38 protein-coding genes are annotated in these 24,086 nt (G+C 62.7%); 37 read left to right on the top strand and 1 reads right to left on the bottom strand.

Going from position 1 to position 24,086, the window contains the following annotated elements:
- The 35 genes from tuf to mazG all read left to right on the top strand — a co-directional run.
- Positions 1–141, top strand: a 141-nt coding sequence (gene tuf, locus G4O04_07790) for an elongation factor Tu (protein HEY58419.1), incomplete at its 5' end; no start/stop codon positions are given.
- A 12-nt stretch (positions 142–153) separates the two neighbouring features.
- Entirely contained in the window at positions 154–462 is a 309-nt protein-coding gene (gene rpsJ / locus G4O04_07795; protein ID HEY58420.1) for a 30S ribosomal protein S10, read from the top strand.
- 192 nt (positions 463–654) lie between these two features.
- Positions 655–1,284 (top strand): 50S ribosomal protein L3, encoded by a 630-nt coding sequence (gene rplC / locus G4O04_07800; protein ID HEY58421.1) that lies wholly within the window; start codon positions 655–657, stop codon positions 1,282–1,284.
- Between the two features lie 21 nt (positions 1,285–1,305).
- Positions 1,306–1,947 carry a 50S ribosomal protein L4 gene (gene rplD, locus G4O04_07805; protein ID HEY58422.1) on the top strand — a complete coding sequence of 214 codons (642 nt, stop codon included), beginning with the start codon at positions 1,306–1,308 and terminating at the stop codon, positions 1,945–1,947.
- 11 nt (positions 1,948–1,958) lie between these two features.
- Complete coding sequence (rplW, locus tag G4O04_07810) at positions 1,959–2,261, top strand: 50S ribosomal protein L23 (GenBank protein HEY58423.1); 303 nt, start codon at positions 1,959–1,961, stop codon at positions 2,259–2,261.
- The gene (gene rplB, locus G4O04_07815; protein ID HEY58424.1) at positions 2,261–3,097 is read left to right on the top strand and encodes a 50S ribosomal protein L2; all 837 of its coding nucleotides are present in this window, start codon (positions 2,261–2,263) and stop codon (positions 3,095–3,097) included. The genes rplW and rplB overlap by 1 nt, the downstream gene beginning before the upstream one ends.
- 15 nt (positions 3,098–3,112) lie before the next feature.
- Complete coding sequence (rpsS, locus tag G4O04_07820) at positions 3,113–3,388, top strand: 30S ribosomal protein S19 (protein ID HEY58425.1); 276 nt, start codon at positions 3,113–3,115, stop codon at positions 3,386–3,388.
- Positions 3,389–3,391: 3 nt separating this feature from the next.
- Complete coding sequence (gene rplV / locus G4O04_07825; protein ID HEY58426.1) at positions 3,392–3,739, top strand: 50S ribosomal protein L22; 348 nt, start codon at positions 3,392–3,394, stop codon at positions 3,737–3,739.
- 32 nt (positions 3,740–3,771) lie between these two features.
- Positions 3,772–4,452, top strand: coding sequence for a 30S ribosomal protein S3 (gene rpsC / locus G4O04_07830; protein ID HEY58427.1), 681 nt, complete (start codon positions 3,772–3,774; stop codon positions 4,450–4,452).
- A gap of 27 nt (positions 4,453–4,479) precedes the next feature.
- Positions 4,480–4,902: a 50S ribosomal protein L16 gene (gene rplP / locus G4O04_07835; protein HEY58428.1), complete on the top strand. Its 423-nt coding sequence runs from the start codon at positions 4,480–4,482 to the stop codon at positions 4,900–4,902.
- Positions 4,899–5,111 carry a 50S ribosomal protein L29 gene (gene rpmC / locus G4O04_07840; protein HEY58429.1) on the top strand — a complete coding sequence of 71 codons (213 nt, stop codon included), beginning with the start codon at positions 4,899–4,901 and terminating at the stop codon, positions 5,109–5,111. The genes rplP and rpmC overlap by 4 nt, the downstream gene beginning before the upstream one ends.
- Positions 5,108–5,410: a 30S ribosomal protein S17 gene (gene rpsQ, locus G4O04_07845; GenBank protein ID HEY58430.1), complete on the top strand. Its 303-nt coding sequence runs from the start codon at positions 5,108–5,110 to the stop codon at positions 5,408–5,410. Before rpmC ends, rpsQ begins: the two co-directional genes overlap by 4 nt.
- Positions 5,407–5,778: a 50S ribosomal protein L14 gene (gene rplN, locus G4O04_07850; GenBank protein HEY58431.1), complete on the top strand. Its 372-nt coding sequence runs from the start codon at positions 5,407–5,409 to the stop codon at positions 5,776–5,778. The genes rpsQ and rplN overlap by 4 nt, the downstream gene beginning before the upstream one ends.
- Before the next feature lie 29 nt (positions 5,779–5,807).
- Positions 5,808–6,128, top strand: a complete 321-nt coding sequence (locus tag G4O04_07855) for a 50S ribosomal protein L24 (protein ID HEY58432.1) — start codon at positions 5,808–5,810, stop codon at positions 6,126–6,128.
- 20 nt (positions 6,129–6,148) lie between these two features.
- On the top strand, positions 6,149–6,697 hold the full coding sequence (gene rplE / locus G4O04_07860; GenBank protein HEY58433.1) for a 50S ribosomal protein L5: 549 nt from the start codon (positions 6,149–6,151) through the stop codon (positions 6,695–6,697).
- A 3-nt stretch (positions 6,698–6,700) separates the two neighbouring features.
- Positions 6,701–6,883 (top strand): type Z 30S ribosomal protein S14, encoded by a 183-nt coding sequence (locus G4O04_07865; protein HEY58434.1) that lies wholly within the window; start codon positions 6,701–6,703, stop codon positions 6,881–6,883.
- 20 nt (positions 6,884–6,903) lie between these two features.
- Complete coding sequence (gene rpsH, locus G4O04_07870; protein ID HEY58435.1) at positions 6,904–7,317, top strand: 30S ribosomal protein S8; 414 nt, start codon at positions 6,904–6,906, stop codon at positions 7,315–7,317.
- Between the two features lie 89 nt (positions 7,318–7,406).
- Positions 7,407–7,949: a 50S ribosomal protein L6 gene (gene rplF / locus G4O04_07875; protein ID HEY58436.1), complete on the top strand. Its 543-nt coding sequence runs from the start codon at positions 7,407–7,409 to the stop codon at positions 7,947–7,949.
- Positions 7,950–7,961: 12 nt separating this feature from the next.
- Positions 7,962–8,327, top strand: coding sequence for a 50S ribosomal protein L18 (locus G4O04_07880; GenBank protein ID HEY58437.1), 366 nt, complete (start codon positions 7,962–7,964; stop codon positions 8,325–8,327).
- A 19-nt stretch (positions 8,328–8,346) separates the two neighbouring features.
- Complete coding sequence (gene rpsE / locus G4O04_07885) at positions 8,347–8,886, top strand: 30S ribosomal protein S5 (GenBank protein HEY58438.1); 540 nt, start codon at positions 8,347–8,349, stop codon at positions 8,884–8,886.
- Complete coding sequence (gene rpmD / locus G4O04_07890; GenBank protein ID HEY58439.1) at positions 8,879–9,073, top strand: 50S ribosomal protein L30; 195 nt, start codon at positions 8,879–8,881, stop codon at positions 9,071–9,073. The genes rpsE and rpmD overlap by 8 nt, the downstream gene beginning before the upstream one ends.
- Positions 9,074–9,075: 2 nt before the next feature.
- Positions 9,076–9,525, top strand: coding sequence for a 50S ribosomal protein L15 (gene rplO, locus G4O04_07895; protein HEY58440.1), 450 nt, complete (start codon positions 9,076–9,078; stop codon positions 9,523–9,525).
- An 11-nt stretch (positions 9,526–9,536) separates the two neighbouring features.
- Entirely contained in the window at positions 9,537–10,886 is a 1,350-nt protein-coding gene (secY, locus tag G4O04_07900) for a preprotein translocase subunit SecY (protein HEY58441.1), read from the top strand.
- A gap of 17 nt (positions 10,887–10,903) precedes the next feature.
- The gene (locus G4O04_07905) at positions 10,904–11,566 is read left to right on the top strand and encodes an adenylate kinase (GenBank protein HEY58442.1); all 663 of its coding nucleotides are present in this window, start codon (positions 10,904–10,906) and stop codon (positions 11,564–11,566) included.
- Entirely contained in the window at positions 11,566–12,339 is a 774-nt protein-coding gene (gene map / locus G4O04_07910) for a type I methionyl aminopeptidase (GenBank protein HEY58443.1), read from the top strand. Before G4O04_07905 ends, map begins: the two co-directional genes overlap by 1 nt.
- A 71-nt stretch (positions 12,340–12,410) precedes the next feature.
- A complete protein-coding gene (gene rpmJ, locus G4O04_07915) occupies positions 12,411–12,524 on the top strand; it encodes a 50S ribosomal protein L36 (protein HEY58444.1) in 114 nt (37 codons plus the stop codon).
- Positions 12,525–12,530: 6 nt separating this feature from the next.
- Complete coding sequence (gene rpsM / locus G4O04_07920) at positions 12,531–12,917, top strand: 30S ribosomal protein S13 (GenBank protein ID HEY58445.1); 387 nt, start codon at positions 12,531–12,533, stop codon at positions 12,915–12,917.
- Positions 12,918–12,962: 45 nt separating this feature from the next.
- Positions 12,963–13,361: a 30S ribosomal protein S11 gene (gene rpsK / locus G4O04_07925; GenBank protein ID HEY58446.1), complete on the top strand. Its 399-nt coding sequence runs from the start codon at positions 12,963–12,965 to the stop codon at positions 13,359–13,361.
- Between the two features lie 20 nt (positions 13,362–13,381).
- Entirely contained in the window at positions 13,382–14,020 is a 639-nt protein-coding gene (rpsD, locus tag G4O04_07930; GenBank protein HEY58447.1) for a 30S ribosomal protein S4, read from the top strand.
- A 70-nt stretch (positions 14,021–14,090) separates the two neighbouring features.
- The gene (locus G4O04_07935; GenBank protein HEY58448.1) at positions 14,091–15,038 is read left to right on the top strand and encodes a DNA-directed RNA polymerase subunit alpha; all 948 of its coding nucleotides are present in this window, start codon (positions 14,091–14,093) and stop codon (positions 15,036–15,038) included.
- 18 nt (positions 15,039–15,056) lie between these two features.
- Positions 15,057–15,437, top strand: coding sequence for a 50S ribosomal protein L17 (rplQ, locus tag G4O04_07940; protein ID HEY58449.1), 381 nt, complete (start codon positions 15,057–15,059; stop codon positions 15,435–15,437).
- 79 nt (positions 15,438–15,516) lie between these two features.
- Positions 15,517–16,344 (top strand): tRNA pseudouridine(38-40) synthase TruA, encoded by an 828-nt coding sequence (gene truA, locus G4O04_07945; protein HEY58450.1) that lies wholly within the window; start codon positions 15,517–15,519, stop codon positions 16,342–16,344.
- Between the two features lie 14 nt (positions 16,345–16,358).
- Positions 16,359–16,790, top strand: a complete 432-nt coding sequence (gene rplM / locus G4O04_07950; protein ID HEY58451.1) for a 50S ribosomal protein L13 — start codon at positions 16,359–16,361, stop codon at positions 16,788–16,790.
- A gap of 34 nt (positions 16,791–16,824) precedes the next feature.
- Complete coding sequence (gene rpsI / locus G4O04_07955; GenBank protein ID HEY58452.1) at positions 16,825–17,220, top strand: 30S ribosomal protein S9; 396 nt, start codon at positions 16,825–16,827, stop codon at positions 17,218–17,220.
- A 159-nt stretch (positions 17,221–17,379) separates the two neighbouring features.
- Entirely contained in the window at positions 17,380–18,834 is a 1,455-nt protein-coding gene (mazG, locus tag G4O04_07960; protein HEY58453.1) for a nucleoside triphosphate pyrophosphohydrolase, read from the top strand.
- 6 nt (positions 18,835–18,840) lie between these two features.
- On the opposite strand, the gene G4O04_07965 is transcribed toward mazG, so the two are convergent.
- The gene (locus tag G4O04_07965; GenBank protein HEY58454.1) at positions 18,841–19,419 is read right to left on the bottom strand and encodes a hypothetical protein; all 579 of its coding nucleotides are present in this window, start codon (positions 19,417–19,419) and stop codon (positions 18,841–18,843) included.
- A gap of 317 nt (positions 19,420–19,736) precedes the next feature.
- On the opposite strand from G4O04_07965, the gene nrdR reads away from it, so the two are divergent.
- Together nrdR and G4O04_07975 are read left to right on the top strand one after the other, a co-directional pair.
- Positions 19,737–20,189: a transcriptional repressor NrdR gene (nrdR, locus tag G4O04_07970; protein ID HEY58455.1), complete on the top strand. Its 453-nt coding sequence runs from the start codon at positions 19,737–19,739 to the stop codon at positions 20,187–20,189.
- 103 nt (positions 20,190–20,292) lie between these two features.
- Positions 20,293–23,802: a hypothetical protein gene (locus tag G4O04_07975; protein ID HEY58456.1), complete on the top strand. Its 3,510-nt coding sequence runs from the start codon at positions 20,293–20,295 to the stop codon at positions 23,800–23,802.
- Positions 23,803–24,086: the final 284 nt, after the last annotated feature.

Raw genomic sequence — 24,086 nt, forward strand, 5'->3', positions numbered from 1 at the left:
GAGATGGTGATGCCTGGGGACAATGTGAACCTGACGGTGGAGTTGTTGAAGCCGGTGGCGTTGGAGCAAGGGAGCAAGTTTGCCATTCGAGAAGGCGGTTTGACGGTTGGCGCTGGTGTGGTCACCGAGATCATTGAATAAGGGAAAAGGGCCATGGCAAAGCAACGAATCCGCATCAAACTGAAGGCGTACGACCACCGTGTGCTGGACCAGTCGGCCAAGCGCATCGTGGAAGCGGCGGAACGGACGGGCGCGCGGGTGGTAGGCCCGGTGCCTTTGCCCACGAAGATCGAGCGCTATACGGTGCGGCGCTCCCCTTTCATTGACAAGGACTCCCATGAGCATTTCGAGATCCGCACCCACAAGCGTTTGATCGATGTGCTGGATCCCGATGCGAAGACCATTGACATGTTGATGCGCCTGAACCTGCCGGCTGGCGTGGATATCGAAATTAAGTTATAATTGTATTTTGCGTGCCGGGGGGCTTAGCGCCCGCACGGCCCCCCGGATTCACGCTGTGCAAGAGTCGTGGTGTGACGCGCCCGCGCTGACCCTCAGGGGTGGCGGCCCACGGCTGACTGCGCAGCGGGCGGGATGATGCAGCCGAAGCCCCGGCTGACAGTCCCGAATCTTCAATCTCAGGAGACAAAAGAGATGGTTAAAGGGCTGATTGGACGGAAGATCGGCATGACCCAGGTCTTCGATGAGGAAGGTAATGCCATCCCGGTGACCCTCATCGAGGCTGGGCCTTGCTATGTTACCCAGGTGCGCCGCCCGGAGAAGGATGGTTACTCGGCGGTGCAGTTGGGGTTTCAAGAGGTCAACCCGAAGAAGTTGACGGGTGGGCAGTTGGGTCACCTGAAGCGCGCAGGGGTGCCGCCGCTGCGCTACTTGCGGGAGTTCCGGGTGAAGGCCCCCGGTGTCCAGGAAGGCGACAAGGTTACCGTGGAAGTGTTCGCCGTAGGGGATCGGGTGGATGTGACCGGGACGAGCAAGGGCCGCGGTTTCCAGGGTGTGGTCAAGCGCCTGGGGTTTGGTGGCGGGCCCAAGACGCACGGTCAGTCGGACCGGTGGCGCGCGCCGGGTTCCCGTGGGGCGGCGACTTTCCCCGGTCGTACCTGGAAAGGCGCCAAGGGCCCCGGTCAGATGGGGAACCGGCAGGTGACCGTGATGGGTTTAAAGGTCGTGTTGGTGGATCCGGAGCGCAATTTGTTGGCGGTGAAGGGTGCGGTGCCTGGCCCGAAAGGGGGCCTGGTGCTCATCCGCGAAGCCCGGAAACAGTAATTTGGCCATGGAGCGAATGCCATGAAGGTGGATGTGTTCAACTTGGAAGGGCAGAAAGTGCGCGAAGTGGAACTGCCGGCGCACATTTTTGAGGCCCCCATTCGGTCGGATTTGATGCACCAGGCGTACGTGCGCCAGATGGCCAACGCCCGCTTAGGCACCCACAGCACCAAGACGCGCGGTGAGGCGCGCGGCGGTGGGCGGAAGCCCTGGCGGCAGAAGGGCACCGGCCGGGCGCGCCAGGGTTCCATCCGGGCGCCCCAGTGGGTCGGCGGCGGCAAGGTGCACACACCCAAGCCCCGCGACTATTCGCTGAAGATGCCCAAGAAGATGCGACGCGCAGCGCTGCGCTCGGCGCTCTCGGTCAAGGCGGCTGAGCAGGCCATTGTGGTGGTGGAAGACCTGGCCCTGCCGGAGCCCAAGACCAAGAAAATGGCCGAGGTGCTGGCCCGTTTGGTGGGTGAGGGTACCAAGACCCTGATTTTGTTGCCCGAAAGCCCGCGGCAGAGCGAAAAGTACTTCGTGGTGGCCAAGTCGGCAGACAACCTGCCTTACGCCAAAACGCTGGTGGCCAACTACCTCAACATCCGTGACCTGTTGGGCTATGACAAAGTGGTCATGCCGCTGGGTGCCTTGGATGTGATCACTTCGTTCTTGGGTTGATGGAGGGAGCCATGACCACGATTTACGATGTGTTGCGACGACCGATTATCACAGAAAAGTCGAACTACCTGCAGCGGAAGTTGGGACAGTATGTGTTCGAGGTGGCTCCCGGTGCCACAAAGCCGATGATCAAAGAGGCGGTGGAGACTCTGTTCGATGTCACCGTGGAGAAGGTGCGGGTGATGAACATGCCGGCCAAGCGGACGCGCCGCTGGCGCAACCGCCGCATGGCCATCCGCCGCCCGGGTTACAAAAAGGCCATCGTCACGCTGGCTCCTGGTGAGTCCATCGATGTCTTCGAAGGGGTGAAGTGATGGGTGTCAAAAAGTTCAAACCGGTGACCCCGGGCCGTCGGGGCATGACGGGGTACACCTTCGAGGAGATCACCAAGACCGAGCCGGAGCGCTCGCTGATCGTGCCCCTGAAGAAGCACAGCGGGCGAAACATGTACGGCCGGGTGACCGTGCGCCATCGCGGCGGCGGCAACAAGCGCTTCTACCGCATCATCGACTTCAAGCGAGACAAGCGCGGCATTCCGGCCAAGGTGGCGGCCATCGAGTACGACCCCAACCGGACGGCGCGCATCGCCTTGCTGCATTACGCCGATGGCGAGAAGCGGTACATCATCGCCCCGCTGGGGCTGAAGGTGGGCGATACGGTGATGGCCGGGCCCGGTGCAGAGATTCGCCCGGGCAACGCCCTGCCCATCGCCAACATCCCCACGGGGACGATGATCCACAACATCGAGTTGTACCCCGGAAAGGGCGGGCAGTTGGTGCGGGCGGCCGGCACTTCGGCCCAGTTGCTGGCCAAGGAAGGCGATTACGCCCACATTCGCCTGCCTTCGGGCGAGGTGCGCTTGGTGCGCCAGGAGTGCTACGCCACCATCGGCCAGGTGGGCAATGTGGAGCACGCCAACATCAAGTTGGGCAAGGCGGGCCGCAAGCGCCACATGGGCATCCGGCCCACGGTGCGCGGTTCGGCCATGTCGCCGCGCGACCATCCGCATGGTGGTGGTGAGGGGCGGCAGCCCATTGGCTTGCCCGGTCCCAAGACCCCCTGGGGTAAGCCGACCCTGGGCTACAAGACCCGCCGCAATAAGCGGACCGATAAGTTCATCATCCGTCGGCGCAGCAAAAAGAGCCGGTAGTGGTTGGAGGTTGTTATGGGACGCTCTTTGAAAAAAGGGCCTTATGTTGACCCGAAGTTGTTGAAGAAGATCGAGGAAATGAACGCCCGCGGAGAGAAGAAGGTCATCCGGACCTGGAGTCGGGATAGCACCATCTTTCCTCAGATGGTGGGCCATACCATTGCCGTGCACGACGGCCGGCGTCATGTGCCCATCTACATCACCGAGGCGATGGTGGGGCACAAGTTGGGTGAGTTTGCCCCTACGCGGACGTTCCGCGATCACATCGTCGAGAAGAAGAAGAGGAGATAGGCCATGGCAATCGATGTCCGCGCAACGGCGCGTTATATCCCTATTTCGCCGCGCAAGGTGCGTCGGGTGGTGGATCTGGTGCGCGGGAAGTCGGTGCTGGAGGCGCTGACCTTGCTCAAGTTCATGCCGCACCGCGCCGCCCACCCTGTGTACAAGGTCATCCACTCGGCAATGGCCAACGCGGAAGAGAACTTCGGCCTCAACCGCGAGGACCTGTACATTTACCGCATTTATGCCGATGAAGGGCCCACGCGGCGCAAGTACCGCTTTGCCGCCCGTGGGCGGGTGAAACCGATCCGTAACCGCTCGTCGCACATCACGGTGATCTTGCGTGAGCGGGAAGAGGCGTAGTCCGGTCCTTGAGTTGAAGAATAGGAGCTGATATGGGTCGCAAAGTACATCCGATTGGCTTTCGCCTGGGGATCAACAAAACCTGGGAGGCCCGCTGGTATGCGGAGGGCCGGAATTACACCGAACAGTTGCATCAGGATCTGGCCATCCGGAAGCGCATCCGGGCGCTGGCGTCCAATGCCGGGATCTCCCGCATCGAGATCGAGCGTTACCCCAACAAGGTGAAGGTGTATATCAACACGGCCAAACCGGGCATCCTCATCGGCCGCAAGGGCGAAAGCATCAAGCGCATTCGCCGGGAACTGGAGGCCCTGGTGGGCTCCAAAGTCGAGGTGGAGGTCAAGGAGATCAAGAATCCCGACCTGGATGCCTATCTGGTGGCGCAGAACATCGCCGGTCAGTTGGAGCGGCGGGTGAGTTATCGGCGGGCCATGCAGCGGGCCATCCAGCAGGCCATGCGTCAGGGCGCCAAGGGGATCAAGATTCAGGTCGCCGGTCGTCTGGCGGGGGCTGAGATGGCGCGCACGGTGTGGCTGCGCGAGGGCCGGGTGCCGCTGCAGACCTTGCGGGCCGATATCGATTACGCCAAAGCCGAGGCCCTGACCACCTATGGGCGTATTGGCGTCAAGGTGTGGATTTACAAGGGCGAGGTGCTGCCCGAGGCCGAAGAAGAGGTGCCGGAGGCCACGGAAGGCGTGTATGTGAGCGAGTAATCCGGTACTGGGCGAGGAGATGTCATCATGTTGATGCCGAAGCGTGTGAAATATCGCAAGCAGCAACGCGGCCGGATGAAGGGGAAGGCTTCCCGAGGCGCCGAGGTGCACTTTGGGGATTATGGGCTGCAGGCGTTGGAACCGGGCTGGGTTTCGGCCCGCCAGATCGAGGCGGCCCGCCGCGCCATCGTCCGCGCCGTGAAGCGCCGTGGCAAGGTGTGGATCCGCATCTTCCCCGACAAGCCGGTGACCAAGAAACCGGCCGAAACCCGCATGGGCTCCGGTAAGGGCAATGTGGAACTGTGGGTGGCGGTGGTCAAACCGGGTCGGATTATGTTCGAGATCGGCGGTTTGCCGCGGGAGTTGGCGCTGGAAGCCTTGCGTTTGGCTTCCCACAAACTCTCGGTGAAGACCAAGATTGTTGCCCGTGAAGGGTTGGAGGAAGTATGAAGGTCGCGGAAATTCGCCAGTTGTCCACGGAAGAAATTCGCGCCCGTTTGGATGATGCGCGCGAAGAGTTAATGAAGTTGCGTTTTCAGCATGTCACGGGCGAGTTGGTGGACACCAGTCGCCTGCGCAAAACCCGCCGTCTGATCGCCCGCTTGCTGACGGTGCTGCGCGAGCGGGAACTGGCGGCTGAGACGGAAGGTGAGCCATGAACAAGCGGCGTCGGTTAGAAGGCGTGGTGGTTTCCGACAAGATGCAGAAGACGGTGGTGGTTCAGGTGGAGCGCACCTTCCGCCATCCCCTGTACAAAAAGGTCGTCAAGCGCTACAAGAAGTTCAAGGCCCACGATGAGTTGGGCGCTAAAATCGGGGATGTGGTGCGCATTGTGGAAAGCCGCCCCATTTCCAAGACCAAACACTGGGTGGTAGAAGCCATCCTGAAACGCGCAGAAGCAGCCACCGTGGAAGAACTGCTTGAGGCTGAGACGGCTGCTGAGGAGGCGTTGGAATGATTCAGCAAGAATCCCGTCTGGTCGTGGCCGACAACACCGGCGCACGCGAGTTGTTGGTGATTCGCGTGCTGGGCGGGTCTAAGCGCCGCTATGGGTATGTGGGTGATGTGGTGGTGGCCACGGTAAAATCCGCTTCGCCCACGGGTTCGGTGAAGAAGAGCGATGTGGTGAAGGCCGTCATCGTGCGGGCGGCGAAAGAGTGGCGTCGGCCCGACGGCTCCCGCATTCGCTTTGACGATAACGCGGCGGTGATTTTGGACAACGATGGGGTGAACCCCAAGGGAACCCGCATTTTTGGGCCGGTGGCGCGCGAATTGCGCGACAAAGGGTTCATGAAAATCGTGTCGTTGGCCCCTGAGGTGCTGTGATGATAGGCAAAGGAGTGGGAACGGTGAAGGTGAAGATTCACAAAGGCGACACGGTCGAGGTGATTACCGGCCGAGACAAGGGGAAGCGCGGCGAGGTGATCCGTGTGCTCCCCAAAGAGTCTCGGGTGGTGGTGCAGGGCGTCAACATCCGCAAAAAGCATCAACGCCAGATTCAGACTCAGGGGCGCACGGTAACGCCGGGCATCATTGAGTTCGAGGCGCCGATTCACATTTCCAATGTGATGCTGGTGTGCCCCAAGTGCGATGAGCCCACGCGGGTGGGTGTGCAGCGCATTGAGGGTTGGCCCAAGCGGGTGTGCAAGCGCTGCGGGGCGTTGATTGACGATTAGGCCGGTGAAGGAGAGAGACGATGAGTGTGCCGTTGAAGGAAAAGTATCGGAAAGAGGTGGTGCCGGCCTTGATGAAGTCCCTGGGCCTGAAGAACATCATGCAGGTGCCGCGCATCACCAAGATGGTGGTCAACATCGGCTTGGGCGAGGCTTTGGACAACCCCAAGGCGATTGACGCAGCGGTTCAGGATTTGATGACGATCACCGGGCAACGGCCAGTGGTGACCAAGGCGCGCAAGAACATTGCGGCGTTCAAGTTGCGCGCCGGGCGGCCCATTGGGGTCAAGGTCACCCTGCGAGGAGACCGGATGTGGGCCTTCTTGGATCGCCTGATGAATGTAGCTTTGCCCCGGGTGCGCGACTTCCGCGGGGTCTCGCCCAACTCGTTCGACGGGCGCGGCAATTACACCCTGGGGCTGCGGGAACAGTTGATTTTCCCGGAAATCGATTACGACAAAATCGACAAGGTGCGTGGCATGGAAGTCACCATAGTCACCACGGCCCGTACGGACGAAGAAGGTCGGCAGTTGTTGGCCTTGCTGGGCATGCCTTTCAAGAAGGAAGGGTAGACGATGGCCAAAAAGTGCATGCAGTATCGCAATCAGCGCAAGAAGTATAAGGTGCAATATCGCAATCGTTGCCGCATTTGTGGACGTCCGCGGGGTTACATCCGCAAGTTTGGCGTGTGTCGGATTTGTTTCCGTGAGTTGGCCCTGGAAGGCAAAATTCCCGGCGTGAAGAAGGCCTCGTGGTAGCCGGATGGAGGATGGTAACAATGACCATGACGGATCCCATTGCGGACATGTTGACGCGTATTCGCAACGCGGTAATGGCGGGGCATCCTCGGGTGGAAATGCCCAGTTCGAAGATGAAGGTGGCCATCGCCCGTATCCTCAAAGAGGAAGGGTACATTGAGGGCTACCAAGTGATCGAGGGTGAGCGCCCCGGCCATAAGGTGTTGCGGATTCGGCTGAAGTATGTGGGTGAGCGACGCCATCGCCGCCCGGTGATCTCGGGCTTGGAGCGGGTGAGCAAACCTGGCCGCCGGATTTATGCCGGGGTGCGGGAGTTGCCCTGGGTCAAGTCGGGCCTGGGAATCGCCATTGTGTCCACGCCCAAGGGCGTGATGACCGCCGAGCGCGCGCGCAAGTTGGGCGTAGGCGGCGAAGTGATTTGCAAGGTCTGGTAAGACGAGACCTGTTGGGTCTGGAGCCAGGAACGATTTTCGGATCGACCTGCGGCGCTGAGGCGACCGCAGTGGCCGAAAGGAGGATAGCCGTGTCGCGTATTGGTCGATTGCCGGTGCCTGTGCCCGACGGTGTGCAGGTGGAGATCAAGGGATCTCATGTGTGGGTGAAGGGGCCGAAAGGTGAGTTGGCTCACACCTTCCCCGCGGCGATGAAGATTACTTATGTGCCCGAAGTGAAGGTGATCAAGGTGGAACGCCCTTCGGACGAACGCCAGTACCGGGCCTGGCATGGGATGACCCGGGCGATCATCAACAACATGGTGTTGGGCGTCACCCAGGGCTTTGAAAAGGTGCTGGAGATCGTGGGCGTGGGGTACCGCGCCGAGGTGAAGGGAAAGAACCTGGTGTTGCATGTGGGGTACTCCCACCCGGTGGAAATTGCGCCGCCGGAAGGGATCACCTTCGAGGTGGAAGGCAACACCAAGATTCGGGTGAAGGGCATCGATAAGCAAAAGGTCGGCCAGGCGGCGGCTGATGTGCGCAAAGTGCGTCCGCCGGAGCCGTACAAGGGGAAGGGTATCCGCTACCTGGGTGAGCAGGTCCGCCGCAAAGCGGGCAAGACTGCGAAGTAGAGGATGTGAACTATGGTTGAGAAGAATCGCCGCATTGCACGAATTCGCCGCCACTTGCGGGTGCGCAAAAAGATTTCGGGTACGCCGGAGCGCCCTCGGCTGAATGTGTTCCGCAGCCTAAATCACATCTATGCGCAGATTATCGACGATGTGGCCGGGGTGACGCTGGTGTCGGCTTCGACGATCGACCGCGAGTTGCGGCCTCAGATGCAGGGCTTGAAGAAGACCGAGCAGGCGCGTTTGGTGGGCCAAGCGCTGGCCCAGCGCGCGCTGGCCAAGGGGATCACCAAGGTGGTCTTCGACCGAGGTGGCTATAAGTTCATCGGCCGGGTGAAAGCGCTGGCCGATGGCGCCCGCGAAGGTGGCCTGGAATTCTAAGGCGAGCGAGGAGAAGGAGATGAGCGAGTATCAACCGACGCAGCAGGAAAGCATGGAGGAACTGGAGGAGCGCACCATTGAGATCGCCCGCGTGGCGAAGGTGGTGAAGGGCGGTCGGCGCTTCACCTTTCGGGCCACGGTGGTCGTGGGCGATAAGCGCGGGCGGGTCGGGATCGGTATCGGCAAGGCCCCGGCCGTGCCCGATGCGGTGCGCAAGGCCTCGGAGCGCGCCCGCCGGAACATGGTTCGCATCAACCTGTACGACACCACCATCCCGCACGAGGTGGTGGGCAAGGTAGGCGGCGCGGTGGTGTTGCTCAAGCCCGCTTCCCCCGGTACCGGCGTGATCGCCGGTGGTGGGGTGCGTGCGGTGTTGGAAGCGGCCGGCGTGCGCGACATTCTCACCAAGTCCTTGGGGAGCAACACCTTGCTCAATGTGGTCAAGGCCACCATGCAGGCGCTGGAGCAGTTGCGCTCGGTGGACGAGGTGGCAAAGGAGCGCGGGAAGAACCGGGACGAGGTGTTGCCTTTCTGGGATCGGAGGAAGCGCCATGGCTAAGAAGAAGGAGCGCATCCTGTGGATTACTTTGGTGAAGAGCCCCATTGGATATTCCCGCCGTCAGCGGGGCACGCTGCGGGCCCTGGGCCTGCGACGCATGCACCAGACGGTGGAGCACAAGGATACCCCGGTGATTCGCGGTATGATCGCTGCGGTGAGTCATCTGGTGCGAGTGGAAGAGGAGTAGCCATGAAATTGCATGAGTTGCGACCAAACCTTGGAGCCAAGCGCCCCCGCAAGCGGGTGGGCCGGGGCATCGCCGCCGGGCAGGGCAAGACGGCCGGCCGCGGTACCAAGGGTCAGAACGCCCGGTCGGGCGGCGGCGTGCGCCCTTACTTTGAGGGCGGCACCCTGCCCCTCTATCGCCGGCTGCCCTACAAGCGGGGCTTCAGGCCGTTGAATCGGGTGGAGTACAATGAGGTCAATCTGGACCAGTTGGCCGAGCGGTTCGAGGCCAACGCCGAGGTCACCCCGGAGACGCTGGCCGCCGTGGGACTGGTGAGCGAGCCCAAACATCCGGTGGTCATTTTGGGCCGCGGGGAAATCCGCATTCCCCTGAAGGTCAAGGTGCATCGCATTTCCAAGAGCGCTCGGGCCAAGATTGAGGCCGCGGGCGGCAGCGTGGAACTTATCGCCTAAAGGAGCCTTGGATGAAGCGTTCGGCTTGGCGTTACCTGTGGACCGCTCCCGATATCCGCCGCAAACTGCTCTACACCCTGGGGTTGCTGGTCATCTACCGCCTGGCGGCCCATGTGCCGGTGCCCGGCGTGAACCGGGAGGTGATTCAGAACCTGCTGAGCGGCGGTGGGGCAGCGGGGGCTTTCCTCAACCTGCTGGATTTGCTCTCGGGCGGCACGGTGGCCAACTTTTCGGTGCTGGCCATGGGGGTCTACCCCTATATCACCGCCCAAATTATCCTGCAAATCCTGGTCCCCATCATCCCTTCCTGGAAGGAGCGCATGGAGGAGGACCCGCGCGAGGGCCAGAAGTGGATGGAGCGTTGGACCTACATCCTCTCGGTGCCCCTGGCGGCGTTGCAGGCCATCGGGCAGATCAACCTTTTCTCGGCCCTGGTCCCCGGCCAGCAGGTGCTGCGCAATTTTGGTTTCAGCGGTAGCGCCCTGCTGCCGAGCCTGGCGGTCATCCTCTCCATGACTGCGGGCACCATGTTTGCCATCTGGCTGGGCGAGTTGATCTCGGAGTATGGGCTGCGCAATCAGGGGCTCTCGCTCATCATCTTTGCCGGTATTGTGGCCCGGATGCCCTCGAACTTCGCCCGGCTGTTGAGCGACCAGCAGAACCGCTGGTTTTATCTCTTCATCTCGCTGGTGGTGCTCGTATTGACGGTCTTCTTGATCGTCTATGTCCAGCAGGGGCGCAGGAACATCCCGGTGATGTACCCCGGCCGGCGGGTGGGGATGCGGATGTCCATGCCGGTGAAAGGGCAGTTGCCCCTGATGGTGAACATGGCGGGCATGATCCCGCTCATCTTTGCCCAATCCCTGCTGGCCTTGCCGGGGGTGGTGGCGGGCTTCTTGCTCAACGCCAAGGCGGACTGGCTGGCCAACGCGGCGGCCGGGATGCAACATGCCTTCAGCCCCACCAGCGGCTGGTACTGGTTGGGGTACTTCCTGATGGTAGTGCTGTTCACCTTTTTCTACACCGATGTGGTCTTCATGCAGCAGAGTTATGGTGAACAGTTGCGGCGGGCCGGGGCTAAAATCCCGGGTGTGCCGCCGGGGGAGCCCACGCAGCGCTATCTGACCAAGGTGTTGCGGCGGATTACCCTGCCGGGTGCCCTCTTCCTGGGCCTGGTGGCCGTGTTGCCCTATCTGCTGAGTTTGCTCTTCCCCAGCATCGCGGGGGCAGGCAGTTCGGGCCTGTTGCTCATCTCTTCGGCCGGTTTGCTCATCGTGGTAGGTGTGGTGCGTGATATCTTCTTCTTCATCGACGCCGAGTTGCGTCTCCACGGCTACCAAGAGAGTTTGTTGGTTCGCTGAGCAAGGAGGAGTGAACGATGCCGACCTATATCGTCCTGCTGGGCGCGCCGGGCGCGGGAAAAGGCACTCAGGCCAAGATCCTTGCCCAGAAGACCGGGTTGCCCCATATCTCTTCGGGCGACATCTTCCGTGAGCATCTGAAGAACGACACCGAGTTGGGGCGCCTGGCCCGCCAGTACATGGAGCGGGGCGCCCTGGTGCCGGACGATGTGACCATCGCGATGATACGCGAGCGCCTGTCGCGGCCCGATTGCGCTCGCGGAGCGATTTTGGACGGTTTTCCGCGCACCCCGGCCCAGGCGGATGCCCTGGACGAGATGTTGCGGGAGTGGAACGCGCAGGTGGATGTGGTGCCTTTCATTCAGGTGCCGGAAGAAGAGTTGGTGAGCCGGTTGGCCGGGCGCTGGATCTGCCGGGCGCAGGGACACATCTTTCACGAGAAGTTCAATCCCCCGAAGCAACCCGGGGTGTGCGACTACGACGGTTCGGAACTTTACCAACGCAGCGACGATCGCCCTGAGGTGGTGCGAGAGCGGATCCGGGTGTACTACCAGCAGACGGCGCCGCTGGCGGCCTACTACCGCGAGCGGGGCCTGCTGCGTGAGGTGGACGGCACTCAGAGCATCGAGCAGGTGACCCAGACGCTCCTCTCCCTGCTGCCGCCACGGGAGGACCCTTGATGGCCTGGGCCCGCCGGGTGGTCATCAAATCCCCGGAGGAAATCGCCATCATGCGCCAGGCCGGGCGGATCAACGTCCTGGCTTTGGAGGCGGTGCGGCGAGCCATCCGACCGGGGGTCACCACGGCCGAGTTGGATGCCATCGCTGAGGAGGTCATTCGCTCCCACGGTGGCGTGCCGGCCTTCAAAGGCTATCCGGGGCCGTATCCCTACCCCGCCACCATCACCGCCAGCATCAACGAGGAGTTGGTGCACGGCATTCCCAGCCCAAAGCGGGTGTTGCGGGAGGGCGATATCGTCTCCATCGATTGCGGTACGATTTACAAAGGGTTTGTTGCGGATTCGGCGTTCACCGTGGGCGTGGGAGAAATCTCTCCTGAGGCGCAACGGTTGCTGGAGGTCACCGAGCAGGCGCTGTACGCCGGCATCGCTCAAATGCGGCCTGGCAAGCGAGTCGGGGATGTCTCCGCGGCAATCCAGCACTATGTGGAATCGCGGGGTTACCATGTGACGCGGGAATACACCGGTCACGGGGTGGGCCGCGAGATGCACGAAGGGCCGATGGTGCCCAATTACGGGACTCCCGGACGCGGTCTGGTGCTGCGCCCGGGGATGACCATCGCCCTGGAGCCCATGGTGCTGGTTGGCACCCCGAAAACCCGTGTGCTGGAGGATCAGTGGACCGTGGCCTCGGCCGACGGTTCGCTGACGGCCCATTTTGAGCACTCGGTGGCCGTCACGGAGGGCGAGCCCCTCATCTTGACCGCCTTGTGACTGGACGGAAGAGGCTTTGTCGGTTATAATCGTATTTTTGCTGGGCAACACACAAAGAAGGAGAGCGACCCATGAAAGTATCGGCTTCGGTGAAGAAGCGCTGTGCCAAGTGCAAAATCGTCCGCCGGCGCGGACGGGTGTATGTCATTTGTGAAAATCCCAAGCACAAGCAGCGACAGGGGTAGGATGCCATGGCGCGTATTGAGGGTGTAGATCTTCCACGGAATAAGCGCATTGAAATCGCCCTGACCTACATTTACGGCATTGGGCGATCGCGGGCGAAGGAGATTCTGGCGGCGACGCAGGTGAGTCCGGACACGCGGGTCAAGGACCTGACCGACGAGGAAATCACCCGCCTGCGGGAGTTCATCAGCCGGAGCTACAAGGTCGAGGGTGATCTGCGCCGCGAGGTGCAGATGAACATCAAGCGCTTGATCGAGATTGGCTGTTACCGCGGCTTGCGGCACCGCCGAGGTTTGCCGGTGCGGGGGCAGCGCACCCGCACCAACGCGCGCACCCGCAAGGGCCCCAAGAAGACGGTGGCCGGGCGCGGGCGGCGGCGCGGTGCCAAGAAATAGTCGGCCCGTTTTGAGACAGGCTAAGTTAAGGAGAAGCGAAGTCCTATGGCTAAGGCGAGATCGCGACGACGCAGCGCTGGCCGCAAGGTCAAGCGCCATCTTCCGGTGGGGCATGTCCATATCCATGCCTCGTTCAATAACACCATTGTGACGGTGACCGACCCCCAGGGCAATACGGTGACCTGGGCGAGTTCGGGTACGGCAGGGTTCAAGGGTTCCCGCAAGAGCACGCCTTTCGCGGCACGGATGGCCACCGAGCAGGCCATCAAGGCGGCCATGGATATGGGAATGCGGGAAGCGCATGTATTCGTCAGGGGGCCTGGCCCCGGTCGAGAGGCGGCCCTGCGGGCCATTCAGGCCATGGGCATCAAGTTGCTCTCGATTTCCGATGTGACGCCTATCCCGCACAACGGCTGTCGGCCTCCGAAGAAGCGTCGCGTATAATTTGAGAGAGGGATGGATTTATGGCGAAGTATATTGGCCCTGTGTGCAAACTTTGCCGCCGTGAAGGCGAAAAGTTGTTCTTGAAAGGGGAGCGTTGCTTTACCCCCAAGTGCCCCATGGAGCGCAAGCCCTACCCGCCCGGTGAACACGGGCGTTCGGCCCGCTTCCGCCGGGGGCGGGAATCGGACTACGCCAAGCAGTTGCGGGCAAAGCAGCGGGCGCGCCGCATTTACGGCGTGATGGAGCGGCAGTTCCGCCGCTACTATGAGATGGCCTTGAAGAAGCGCGGTCTGACCGGCCTGCACCTGCTGCAGTTGCTGGAGTCGCGCCTGGACAATGTGGTCTATCGCCTGGGCTTTGCCAGCAGTCGGCGCGAGGCGCGCATGCTGGTGACCCATGGTCACTTCACGGTGAACGGGCGGCGTACCGATGTGCCTTCCATGCTCCTGCGCCCCGGTGATGTGGTGGCCGTGCGGGAAGGTTCGCGCAAACGTAAGTACTTCAAGGAACTACGCGATTACGTCGAAAAGCGCAGCGTGCCGGCTTGGCTGGAGCGTGATCTGGAGAATCTCTCGGGTAAGGTGTTGCGCCTGCCCGAACGCGGCGAGATCGATACCAACATCAACGAACAACTCATCGTGGAGTTTTACTCGCGCTAAACCATCCGTGGATGCCCTGGCGAAGGGCTGAGCGGGAAGGAAGGGGTGAACGGTGATCAGTTTGGGAAGCATGGTGACACCGCGAATCGAGCGCGATGCCGAAGCGCTCAATTACGCGCGCTTCATCATCAGCCCCCTGGAACGGGGTTATGGGGTGACGCTGGGCAACGCGCTGCGCCGGGTTTTGCTCTCGTCCCTGGAGGGCGCGGCGGTGACCTCGGTGCGCATTTCGGATGTGATGCACGAGTTTAGCCCGGTGCCCGGCGTGCGGGAAGATGTGTTGCAGATTATGCTGCAACTCAAGCAGTTGCGGATGAAACTCCACGATGTGGATACCGCCTACCTCTACCTGGAGGTGCGGGGCGAGGGGGTGGTGACCGCGGCGGATATCGTCGCGCCGCCGGAGGTGGAGATCGTCAACCCGGAACTCTACCTGTTCACGGTGGATGATCCCAACGTGGCCGTGGAGCTGGAAATGCGCGTGGAGCGGGGGCGGGGCTATTCCCCGGCCACCGAGCGCAGCCAGCAGTTGCCCATCGGGCAGTTGGCCGTGGATGCCATCTTTTCGCCCGTGCGTCGGGTGAACTTTGAGGTGAGTGCGGCCCGTGTGGGGCAGAGCACGAACTACGATCGGCTGACGCTGGAGATCTGGACCGACGGCACCCTGCGTCCCCAAGAAGCCCTCAGCCAGGCAGCTCAGATTCTGGTCGCTCACTTCGGCTACATCGCGGGCATCAAAGAGGAAACCCTGACGGCTGCCCCGGCCCCTGACGGGCATCCGCATCGCCTGACCAGCGAGATGATGGAGACTCCCATCGAGGAACTGGACCTTTCGGTGCGGGTCTTCAACTCTCTGAAACGGGCGGGCATCGCCACCGTGGGCGATGTGTTGGAGTTGTTGAGCAAAGGCGAGGCGGCGGCCAAGTCTATCCGCAACTTTGGCGAAAAGAGCCTGGAAGAACTCAAGCAGAAGATGCGCGAGAAAGGGTATCTGGCCGACGAAGAGACGGAATCTTAGGTGGTGGAGTAAAGTACGATGCGACACAAAGTAGCCGGAAAGAAACTCAGCCGGAGCAAGGATGCTCGCAAGGCGTTGCGGCGCAACCTGGTACGCGCGCTGTTTGATCATGAGCGCATTCGTACCACCAAGGCCAAGGCCAAGGTGGCCCGCCGTGAGGCCGAGCGGTTGATTACCATTGCCAAGCGGGGCAATGAGGCCGGCGGTGCAAAGATGGTGCATGCCCGCCGCATCGTGGCGGCCCGCCTGGGCGGCGCACCGGAGATCGTCAAGAAGTTGTTCGACGATATTGCGCCGCGCTACGCCGAGCGCCCCGGCGGCTACACGCGGATCATCCGCCTGGGCCCCCGGGCCAGCGACTCGGCCGATATGGTTTTGTTGGAACTGGTGGAAGAGTAAACGCTCTTGCTGTGGGGCGGCCTGTGCCACGCCCCCCGCGGCACATGGCGCGCCACACACAGCACATGGCACGCCACACATGGCACATTACCAGGCAATCCTCGCATACGATGGCACGGCCTTCCTGGGCTGGCAGCGCCAGGCGCAGGGGCGGACGGTGCAGGGCGAAGTCGAAGCCGCCTTGCAACGGTTGGGCTGGCAGGAGCGCACCCTGCGCTACGCCGGACGCACCGATACGGGGGTCCACGCCCTGGGCCAGGTGATCGCCTTTGCGCTGGACTGGCCTCACGGCACGGCGGCCCTGCAACGGGCCCTCAACGCCCACCTGCCGGCCGATGTGGTGGTGCGGCGGGTGGCGCTTGTGGAAGAGGGCTTTCACCCCCGCTACGCTGCCCTGGCCCGCCGCTACTGGTACTACCTATACCAGGCCCCCCAGCGGGATCCCTTTCAGGCGCGTTACGCCTGGCGGGTATGGCCCCCGCTGGAAGGGGAGCGACTGCAGGAGGCCGCGGCCGCCCTGGCGGGACGGCGGGATTTTGCCGCCTTGGGCACGCCGCCCAACCCCCGCGGCACCACGGTGCGCACGGTGTTCAAAGCGTCCTGGTATCCGCGGGCCGACGGGTGGGTGTTCGATGTGGTGGCCGACGCCTTCCTTTACCGCATGGTGCGGCGGATGGTGGCCCTGCAAGTGGCGGTGGCTCAGGGCCGGATGAGCCTGGCCCGGTGGCAGCGTCTGCTTCGGGAGCCTCCCCCGAACCTCGTTCAAGGGTTGGCCCCGCCCCAGGGGTTGTTTCTGGCCCAGGTGTGCTATCGCCCCGAGGAACGAACAGCCTGTGAGAGCAGCAAGCCCCCGGAGTTTCCGGGATTGGGAACGGTTTTGCGTTCGGTTGAACTGGAATCCCTTTGAGGGAGAGGTGTGCGGTGCAGAAGACATACTATCCGAAACCCGATGAGATCACCCGCGAGTGGGTGCTGATTGACGCCAACGATCAGAACTTAGGGCGTCTGGCCACCCGCATTGCGGCCATTCTGTTGGGCAAACACAAGCCCAACTACACCCCTGGCGTGGACAACGGCGACTATGTGGTCGTGGTCAACGCCGAGCGCATCCGGGTGACTGGGAAGAAGTTGGATCAGAAAATGTACTACCGGCACTCGGGGTACCCCGGCGGCCTGCGGGAGATCCCGTTGCGTGAGCAGTTGAAGCGGCACCCTGAGCGGGTCATTCGGGCCGCCGTGTGGGGGATGTTGCCCAAGAACCGCTACGGCCGGCGGTTGCTCAAGAAACTCAAGGTGTATGCCGGTCCGGATCATCCCCATGAGGCGCAGCATCCCCGCCGGTTGGAACTGTAGCCCGGTGATCCTGACAGGGAGTTAAGGAGGTTTTATGGCTGTGCGTTATTACGAAGGCGTTGGACGCCGCAAGGAGGCGACGGCGCGTGTGCGCATCATGAGCGGTAGCGGCAAGTTTGTGGTCAACGGCAAGCCGCTGGAGGAGTACTTCCCCCGCTTTGGTGATGTGGACTACATCCTGGCGCCCTTCCAGGTGTTGGGCGAGGCTCGCGCCAAGTACGATGTGAGCGTGGTGGTGCGGGGCGGCGGTGTGACCGGTCAGGCCGGTGCGGTGCGCCTGGGGTTGGCCCGCGCTTTTGCCAAACTGAACGAAGAGTACATCCCCACGCTGAAGAAGCACGGGCTGCTCACCCGCGACCCCCGCGAGAAAGAGCGCAAGAAGCCCGGCCTCAAGCGGGCCCGCAAGGCGCCCACCTACACCAAGCGCTAAAGCAACCCTGCCGCCTGGTTTGGGCAAACCAGTCTGCCGCGATGCGTTTCCGTTGCGCCTTTGGCCGCAAGGGAAGCGCGTCGCGGCTTTGCGGTTAGGCGCAGGTTGTGCGTGCGGCGTTTGCCGGCGCCATCTGTTGCCGGAAAAGCGAGGTCGTCCATGCCCGGTTTGACTTTGCTGGGGTTGGGCCCCGGCGATCCCAAGTATTTGACCCGCGAGGCCTGGGAGGTGCTTTCTCAGGCCGATGAGGTTTATTTGCGCACAGCGCAGCACCCCACGGTGGCCGGTTTTCCCGCAGGGTTGCGGGTGCACGCTTTCGATGACCTTTACGAGCAGGCCGATACCTTCGAGCAGGTGTACGAGGCCATCGTGACGGAAGTGCTGCGCCTGGCCCAGCGCCCCCAGGGGGTGGTGTACGCCGTGCCCGGCCATCCGTTGGTGGCCGAAGCCACGGGGACGGCTTTGCTCCAACGGGCGCGGGAGGCGAATCTCGAGGTCCGGGTGGTGGAGGGGTTGAGTTTTCTGGAGCCGGTGTTCCGCGCTCTGGGGCAGGATCCCTTCCCCCATATCGCTTTGGTGGACGCCCTGGAACTGGTGGCCCGCCACACGCCTTCCTTTCCGCCCTCGGCCCCGGCGTTGATCGCGCAACTGTATTCGCGCCAGGTGGCCGGGGAACTCAAACTGACCCTGATGGCCAACTATCCTGATGAGCATCCGGTGATCCTGGTGCATGGGGCCGGCACGGCAGACGAGGTGGTTGAGGAGGTCCCCCTGTACGCCATCGACCGCTCTCCGCATATCGGCCTGCTGACGGCTCTGTGGCTCCCCCCGCTGGCGCCAGAGGCTTCCTTTGAGGCGTTCCACGAGGTCATTGCCCGCTTGCGGGCGCCCAATGGCTGTCCCTGGGACCGCAAGCAGACCCACAAATCGCTGCGCAAGTATTTGTTGGAGGAAACTTACGAGGCGCTGGAAGCCATTGACGAAGAGGATTGGGACGCTCTGAAAGAAGAGTTGGGCGATGTGCTGTTGCAGGTGGTGCTGCACAGTCAGATTGCCTGGGAGGAAGGGGAGTTTACCCTGCCCGATGTGCTCTACGGGGTGACCACCAAGATCATCCGGCGGCACCCTCATGTCTTCAGCGAGGTCCAGGTGGACGGGGTGGAGGATGTGCTGCGCAACTGGGCGGCGCTGAAGGCGCAGGAAAAGGCCGCCCAGGGCAAGCCCTTGCCGGAGAGCGCCCTGGACGGCATTCCCAAGGGGTTGCCCGCGCTGATGCAGGCGGAGACGCTGCAGAAGAAGGCGGCAAAGGTGGGTTTCGACTGGGAAGACATCCAGGGGGTGTGGGATAAGGTGTTGGAGGAGCTGGAAGAAGTGCGCCAGGCCGCGACGCCCCAGGAACGCGCGGCCGAAATCGGCGACTTGCTCTTTGCTGTGGTCAATCTGGCGCGCTGGTACGAGGTGCGCCCGGAGGACGCCTTACGGGAGGCCAACGCTCGCTTTCGGCGGCGTTTTCAGGAGGTGGAGCGACGGGCTAAGGCGCAAGGCCGCCCGCTGGAGGAGATGTCGTTGGAGGAATTGGACGCGCTGTGGGAGGCGGCCAAACGTGAGGAGTAGGCGCGTCTATGCTTTGCGCCCCGCCCGGCCAAGTATCGCAGGGCCCAGCCAGGCGGCGCCCGCCAGCAGGAGGAGGACGCCGGCCCAGGCGCGCAGGAGACGCACAGGCTGTCCGGCGGGTGCGAGGACTTCTCCGTCCAGGGGCAGGACGGCCACGGGTTGCCATGCGTCGGGGGTGTTCTGGGAAGAGGGCGAGGCCACGTGCAGCCAGAGGCGACCCTGGTACGGCCCGGGGGCCTCGGCCTGAAGCCGCCATTCCAGGCGGACGGCGCCCCCCTGGGAGGCTAGGAGCAGCGTTTGCGGGCTGTTGGGCGAGACAAGCAGACCAGCCACTTCCAGGCGGGCCTGCAGGCGCAGGGCCGTGGGCGGTTCGAGGCACAGGCTCAGCGTGGGCGATTGCCCCCACAGCCAGCGCGTCGGTTGGCGGAGCACGATGCGCGGGCTCTCCGAAGCCCCCGGAGAAGGCAGGTGCACCTCCAGGGTGGTGGTGCGGGTGAGGCCGGGCCAGAAGGTGAGCCCGCCGAGCGCGAGGGCCCCCAGGAGGCCGAGCCAGGCCGCTATTGGTCTGAGGGAAGGAGGACGCATGGGACCATTATACGACGCCCTGGGCCGGTCGCGGTGGAGAGGAAGCGGGGGCAGGAAAAAAGGGTTTGCGTTAACATTCGGCGGGAGCACCCTTCTTTGGGGTCAGGGATGGTCCACATATCCGGCAAAAGCGGCCCAGGCCCCATGCGGCCCTACATGTAGGGGGCAACGAGATGCCGAGAAGGGAGCCTTAAAATTTTGTTTCCGTCGCGTTTCCCGCTTGCTTTTCGGGGGAAGATGTGCTACAATGTTGCCTCCTCTTCACCCCTATATCTTGGGGTTCGAGAAGGGGCAACCCCCATATATGGGGTCTCTGTATGCGTTGTCCGTTCTGTCATCAAGAAGGTAGCCGGGTGATCGACACTTCGCACGATGGTCAGGGGGGGATTCGCCGCCGGCGACAGTGTACCCATTGCGGGCAACGGTTCACCACTTACGAGCGCCCGCTGATGACCACGCCGCTGATCGTCAAGCAAGACGGTACGCGGGAGGAGTTCAACCGCGAAAAACTCATCCGCGGGATTCGCATCGCCTGCGCCAAACGCCCGGTTTCGGCGGCCGATATCGAGCGGCTGGCCGGGGAGGTCGAGGCGAAGTTGCAAGCATTGGGCAAGCCTGAGGTTTCTTCGCGGGTGATCGGCGATATGGTCATCGCCGGTTTGAAAGAGTTGGATCAGATTGCTTACATTCGCTATGCCATCGTGTATCTGGGGCTGGATGATTTGCATGCCCTTCGGGATGAGATTGATCGGTTGTTAGAGGGGGGATAATTTTTCCTTCGGCGCTGAGCGTGCCGTGGTCGTAAAGGGGATGGGTCACCTGCTGCCGATGGCCTTGGCGGCAGGGCACGATTTTCTTCCAGGAGGAGACGCTATGGCTCGCAAGTCCAAGATGGTGGACAAAAGTCGCTATGGCCTTTTGCCCACGCCGCCTTTGCCCGCTGGTCTGCCCAAGATCGAACTGACGGAGAACGCCCGGGCGGTGTTCTTCCGCCGCTATGTGCGCAAGGATTTAGACGGGCGTCCCGTTGAAACGCCAGAGGAAACCTTCTGGCGGGTGGCCTATCATGTGGCCAAGGTGGAGGAGCAATGGGGCAACGATCCTCTGGAAGTGGCCAAAACCTACTACACCAGGTTGCTGGCGCCCAAGCGGTTCTTCCCCAACTCGCCTACCTGGACCGGGGCGGGGACGCCTTTGGGCCAACTGGCGGCCTGTTTCGTGCTGCCCATCTCGGACGATATGGGGCGCAAGGATTCGGGGATCTTCACCACGCTGCGCAATGCGGCGCTGATTCAGCAGACGGGTGGCGGAAACGGCTTCTCCTTCTCGCGGCTGCGGCCCAAGGGGACGGTGGTCAAATCCTCGGCGGGCCAGGCCACCGGGCCGGTGGGCTTTCTGCGAGTGTACGACAAAGCCTTTGGGGAGATCGCTCAGGGCGGTTCGCGGCGCGGGGCCAACATGGCCGTCTTGCGGGTGGATCACCCCGATATTGAGGAGTTCCTCACCTGTAAGACCGATGAGAACGCCATCACCAATTTCAACATTTCCGTCGGCATCACCGACGCCTTCATGCGGGCTGTGGAAAACGATGAGGAGTGGGAACTGCGCTTCCCCGATGTGACCGACCCCAAGTATGATGACTTTGACGGCACGATTGAGCAGGCCGAGGCCGCGGGCATTCGCATCAAGACTTACAAGAAAGTGCGCGCCCGCGATTTGTTCCAGAAACTGGTGCGGCAATCTCACCACAACGGCGAGCCGGGTGTGCTCTTCCTGGATACGGCCAACCGTGCCAACCCTGTGCCCCATCTATACCCTTTGGAGGCGACCAACCCGTGTTTTGTGGCTGAGACGCGCATTGCGACGACGGAGGGTCTGATCCCTATTCAGGAGATGGCCGAGTCGGGGAGGCTTTACACCATCGTGACGGACAATCGCGCCCCTTGGGGAGGCAAGGGCCTGGCCGGAGGGCAAACGGGCACGACGCTGCGCCCCCAGGTGCGGGCTTTCAAGACCCGTGAGAACGAACCGGTGTTTCGCTTGCGCACGCGACACGGATATACGGTGGTTGCCACGGCGGATCATCCTTTCCTTACCCCGGATCGGGGGTATGTGGCGCTGGAAGCCCTGCGCCCGGGCGACCGGGTGCTCCTGCAATCAGGCGAAGGGGCATGGTCGGAAGAGGAAGCGTTGCCTCCCATGGAGCAGGTGGCCGCCGCGCAGGCCCAGATGGTCCTGGCTGGCGATTGGGCCTCAGGACATCGCGTTCAGCGCCAGGATTTTGCGGCTCAGTATGCTCACCTGCCTACGCGCTGGTCCAGGGAATTGGGGTTGGTGCTGGGTGTGCTGGTGGGTGATGGATGGCTAAGCCCCAAGAGCCATTCGCCGGTGGGGTTCACCTTTAGTGCCCCGGCGCTTCAAGCGCAAGTGCATGGCATTTTGCGTTCCTGGTTTGGCGAAGGGCACATCGCGGATCGTGGCTCTCTCACGCAGTTGACCTATGGCCGGCTGGCTTATGAGTTTTTCGTAGCCTTGGGCGTGCGCCCGGTGCCTTTAACCGAAAAGCGTGTGCCGGAATCCCTGTGGCGCGCCCCGCGGGAGGCCGTGATCGGCTTTTTGCAGGGTCTCTTTAGTGCCGACGGTTCGATCCAGGTGAACCTTAGAAAGCAAGATGCCACGGTGCGGCTGGCCAGTTCCTCCCGCGCGTTGTTGGAGGATGTTCAGTTACTGCTGTTGAACTTTGGGATCGTCTCCCGTATTCATCAGCGTCGGGCCGCTGGAACGGCCCGGTTGCCCGATGGGAAGGGCGGGCAGAAGGAATACCCGGTGGCCGAGCAGTATGAATTGCTCATTGGCCGCGAGAATCGCAACCGCTTTGCCAGAGTGATCGGGTTTGCCGACCCGGCCAAGCAGGCTCGTCTGGAGGCGTTCATCGAGCAACAGGCCCGCGGCCCCTATTGCGAGACGTTTGAGGATGTCATTGTCTCCATTGAGCCGGCCGGGCGGGCGGATGTGTATGACCTGGAAGAGCCTGAGACCCACAGCCTGATTGCCAATGGCCTGGTATGTCACAATTGCGGTGAACAATGGTTAGGGCCTTACGAAAACTGCTGCCTGGGCTCCATCAACCTGGCCCAGCACATCACCCCCGAAGGCGGGGTGGATTGGGACAAACTGCGCGAGACCACCGAGTTGGCCGTGCGTTTCCTGGACGATGTGGTGGAGGCCAACGCCTATGTACCCTCGGTGCCCCAACTGAAAGAGGCGGCCCATCGCGCCCGGCGCATCGGGCTGGGCGTCATGGGCCTGGCCGATCTGATGTACGCCAACCGCGTGCGCTACGGCGCGCCTGAGGCGCAGGAGTTCGCCGCCCTGGTGATGGAATTCATCCGCTACCATGCCATGCGCACCAGCATCGAGTTGGCGAGGGAACGCGGCCCCTTCCCGGCCATCAAGGGCAGCATCTACGACCCCGAGAACCTCAAATGGCAACCGCCCCGCTGGCCGCAATGGCTGGGCGAGGGCCCCTCGCGCGATTGGGGACGCCCGCCGCTGGATTGGGACGCCATCGTCGAGGGCATCCGCCAGCACGGGATTCGCAACGCCGCCCAGACCACCATCGCGCCGACCGGCACCATCGCCACGGTGACCGGGGTGGAAGGCTATGGCTGTGAACCGGTCTTTGCCCTGGCCTACATCCGCCATGTGAACGACAACGGCAAGGACCTGCAACTCACCTATGTCAGCCCCTCCTTCATGGCGGCCCTCAAAGAGGCTGGGCTGAACGAAGAGACCCGGCAGCGGGTCATTGACCAGGTGCTGGAGCAGGGCACCTGCCAGCACATCGAAGAACTGCCCGACTGGATCCGGCACACCTTCGTCGTCTCCATGGACATCACGGCCGAGGAGCATGTGCGGATGCAGGCGGCGCTGCAGAATTATGTCGATAATTCCATCTCGAAGACGATCAATTTCCCCGCCGACGCCACCCCCGACGATGTGGCCGAGGCGTACATGCTGGCCTGGAAGTTGGGCTGCAAAGGTCTTACCGTGTATGTCACCGGCTCCCGCGACAAGGTGGTGCTGGAGACCAAGGCCACGGCGAAGGCCAAAGGCAAGGAGGTGGCCCTGGCCCCCAAGACGGCGGAGGCCACCCTGCAGGCGCCGCCCCCCCCCACGCCGAGCAACCCCGCCTGTGGAACGAACCTAAGAAGCCGCGCCCTTCGGTGTTGCCAGGCTGGACCTACCGCATCGAAACCCCCCTGGGCCGCGCTTTCGTCACCATCAACGAGAACGGTGACGGGCAGCCTTTCGAGGTCTTCGTCAACACTTCCAAGGCCGGCTCCGAGACGGCGGCCATCTCCGAGGCCATCGGCCGGCTGATCTCTTACATCCTGCGCCTTTCTTCCACCGTCTCGCCGCGGGAGCGGCTGGAAGAGGTGTGGCGGCAACTCAACGGCATCGGCGGTGGGCGGGCGGCAGGCTTTGGCCCCAACCGGGTGCGTTCCCTGGCCGACGGCATCGCCCAGGCGTTGCGCCGTTACCTGGACCAGCCCAAACACTTCCACGCCCTGACGCCGGAGGACGAGGAGGCGCTCACCTTCAGCCTGCAAATGCCCTCGAGCGCCGGCAGCAACGGCAGCCCGGTGGCCGAAGCCGCCCCACCC

The organism is Anaerolineae bacterium (assembly GCA_011176535.1).
Taxonomy (GTDB): domain Bacteria; phylum Chloroflexota; class Anaerolineae; order Anaerolineales; family DRMV01; genus DUEP01.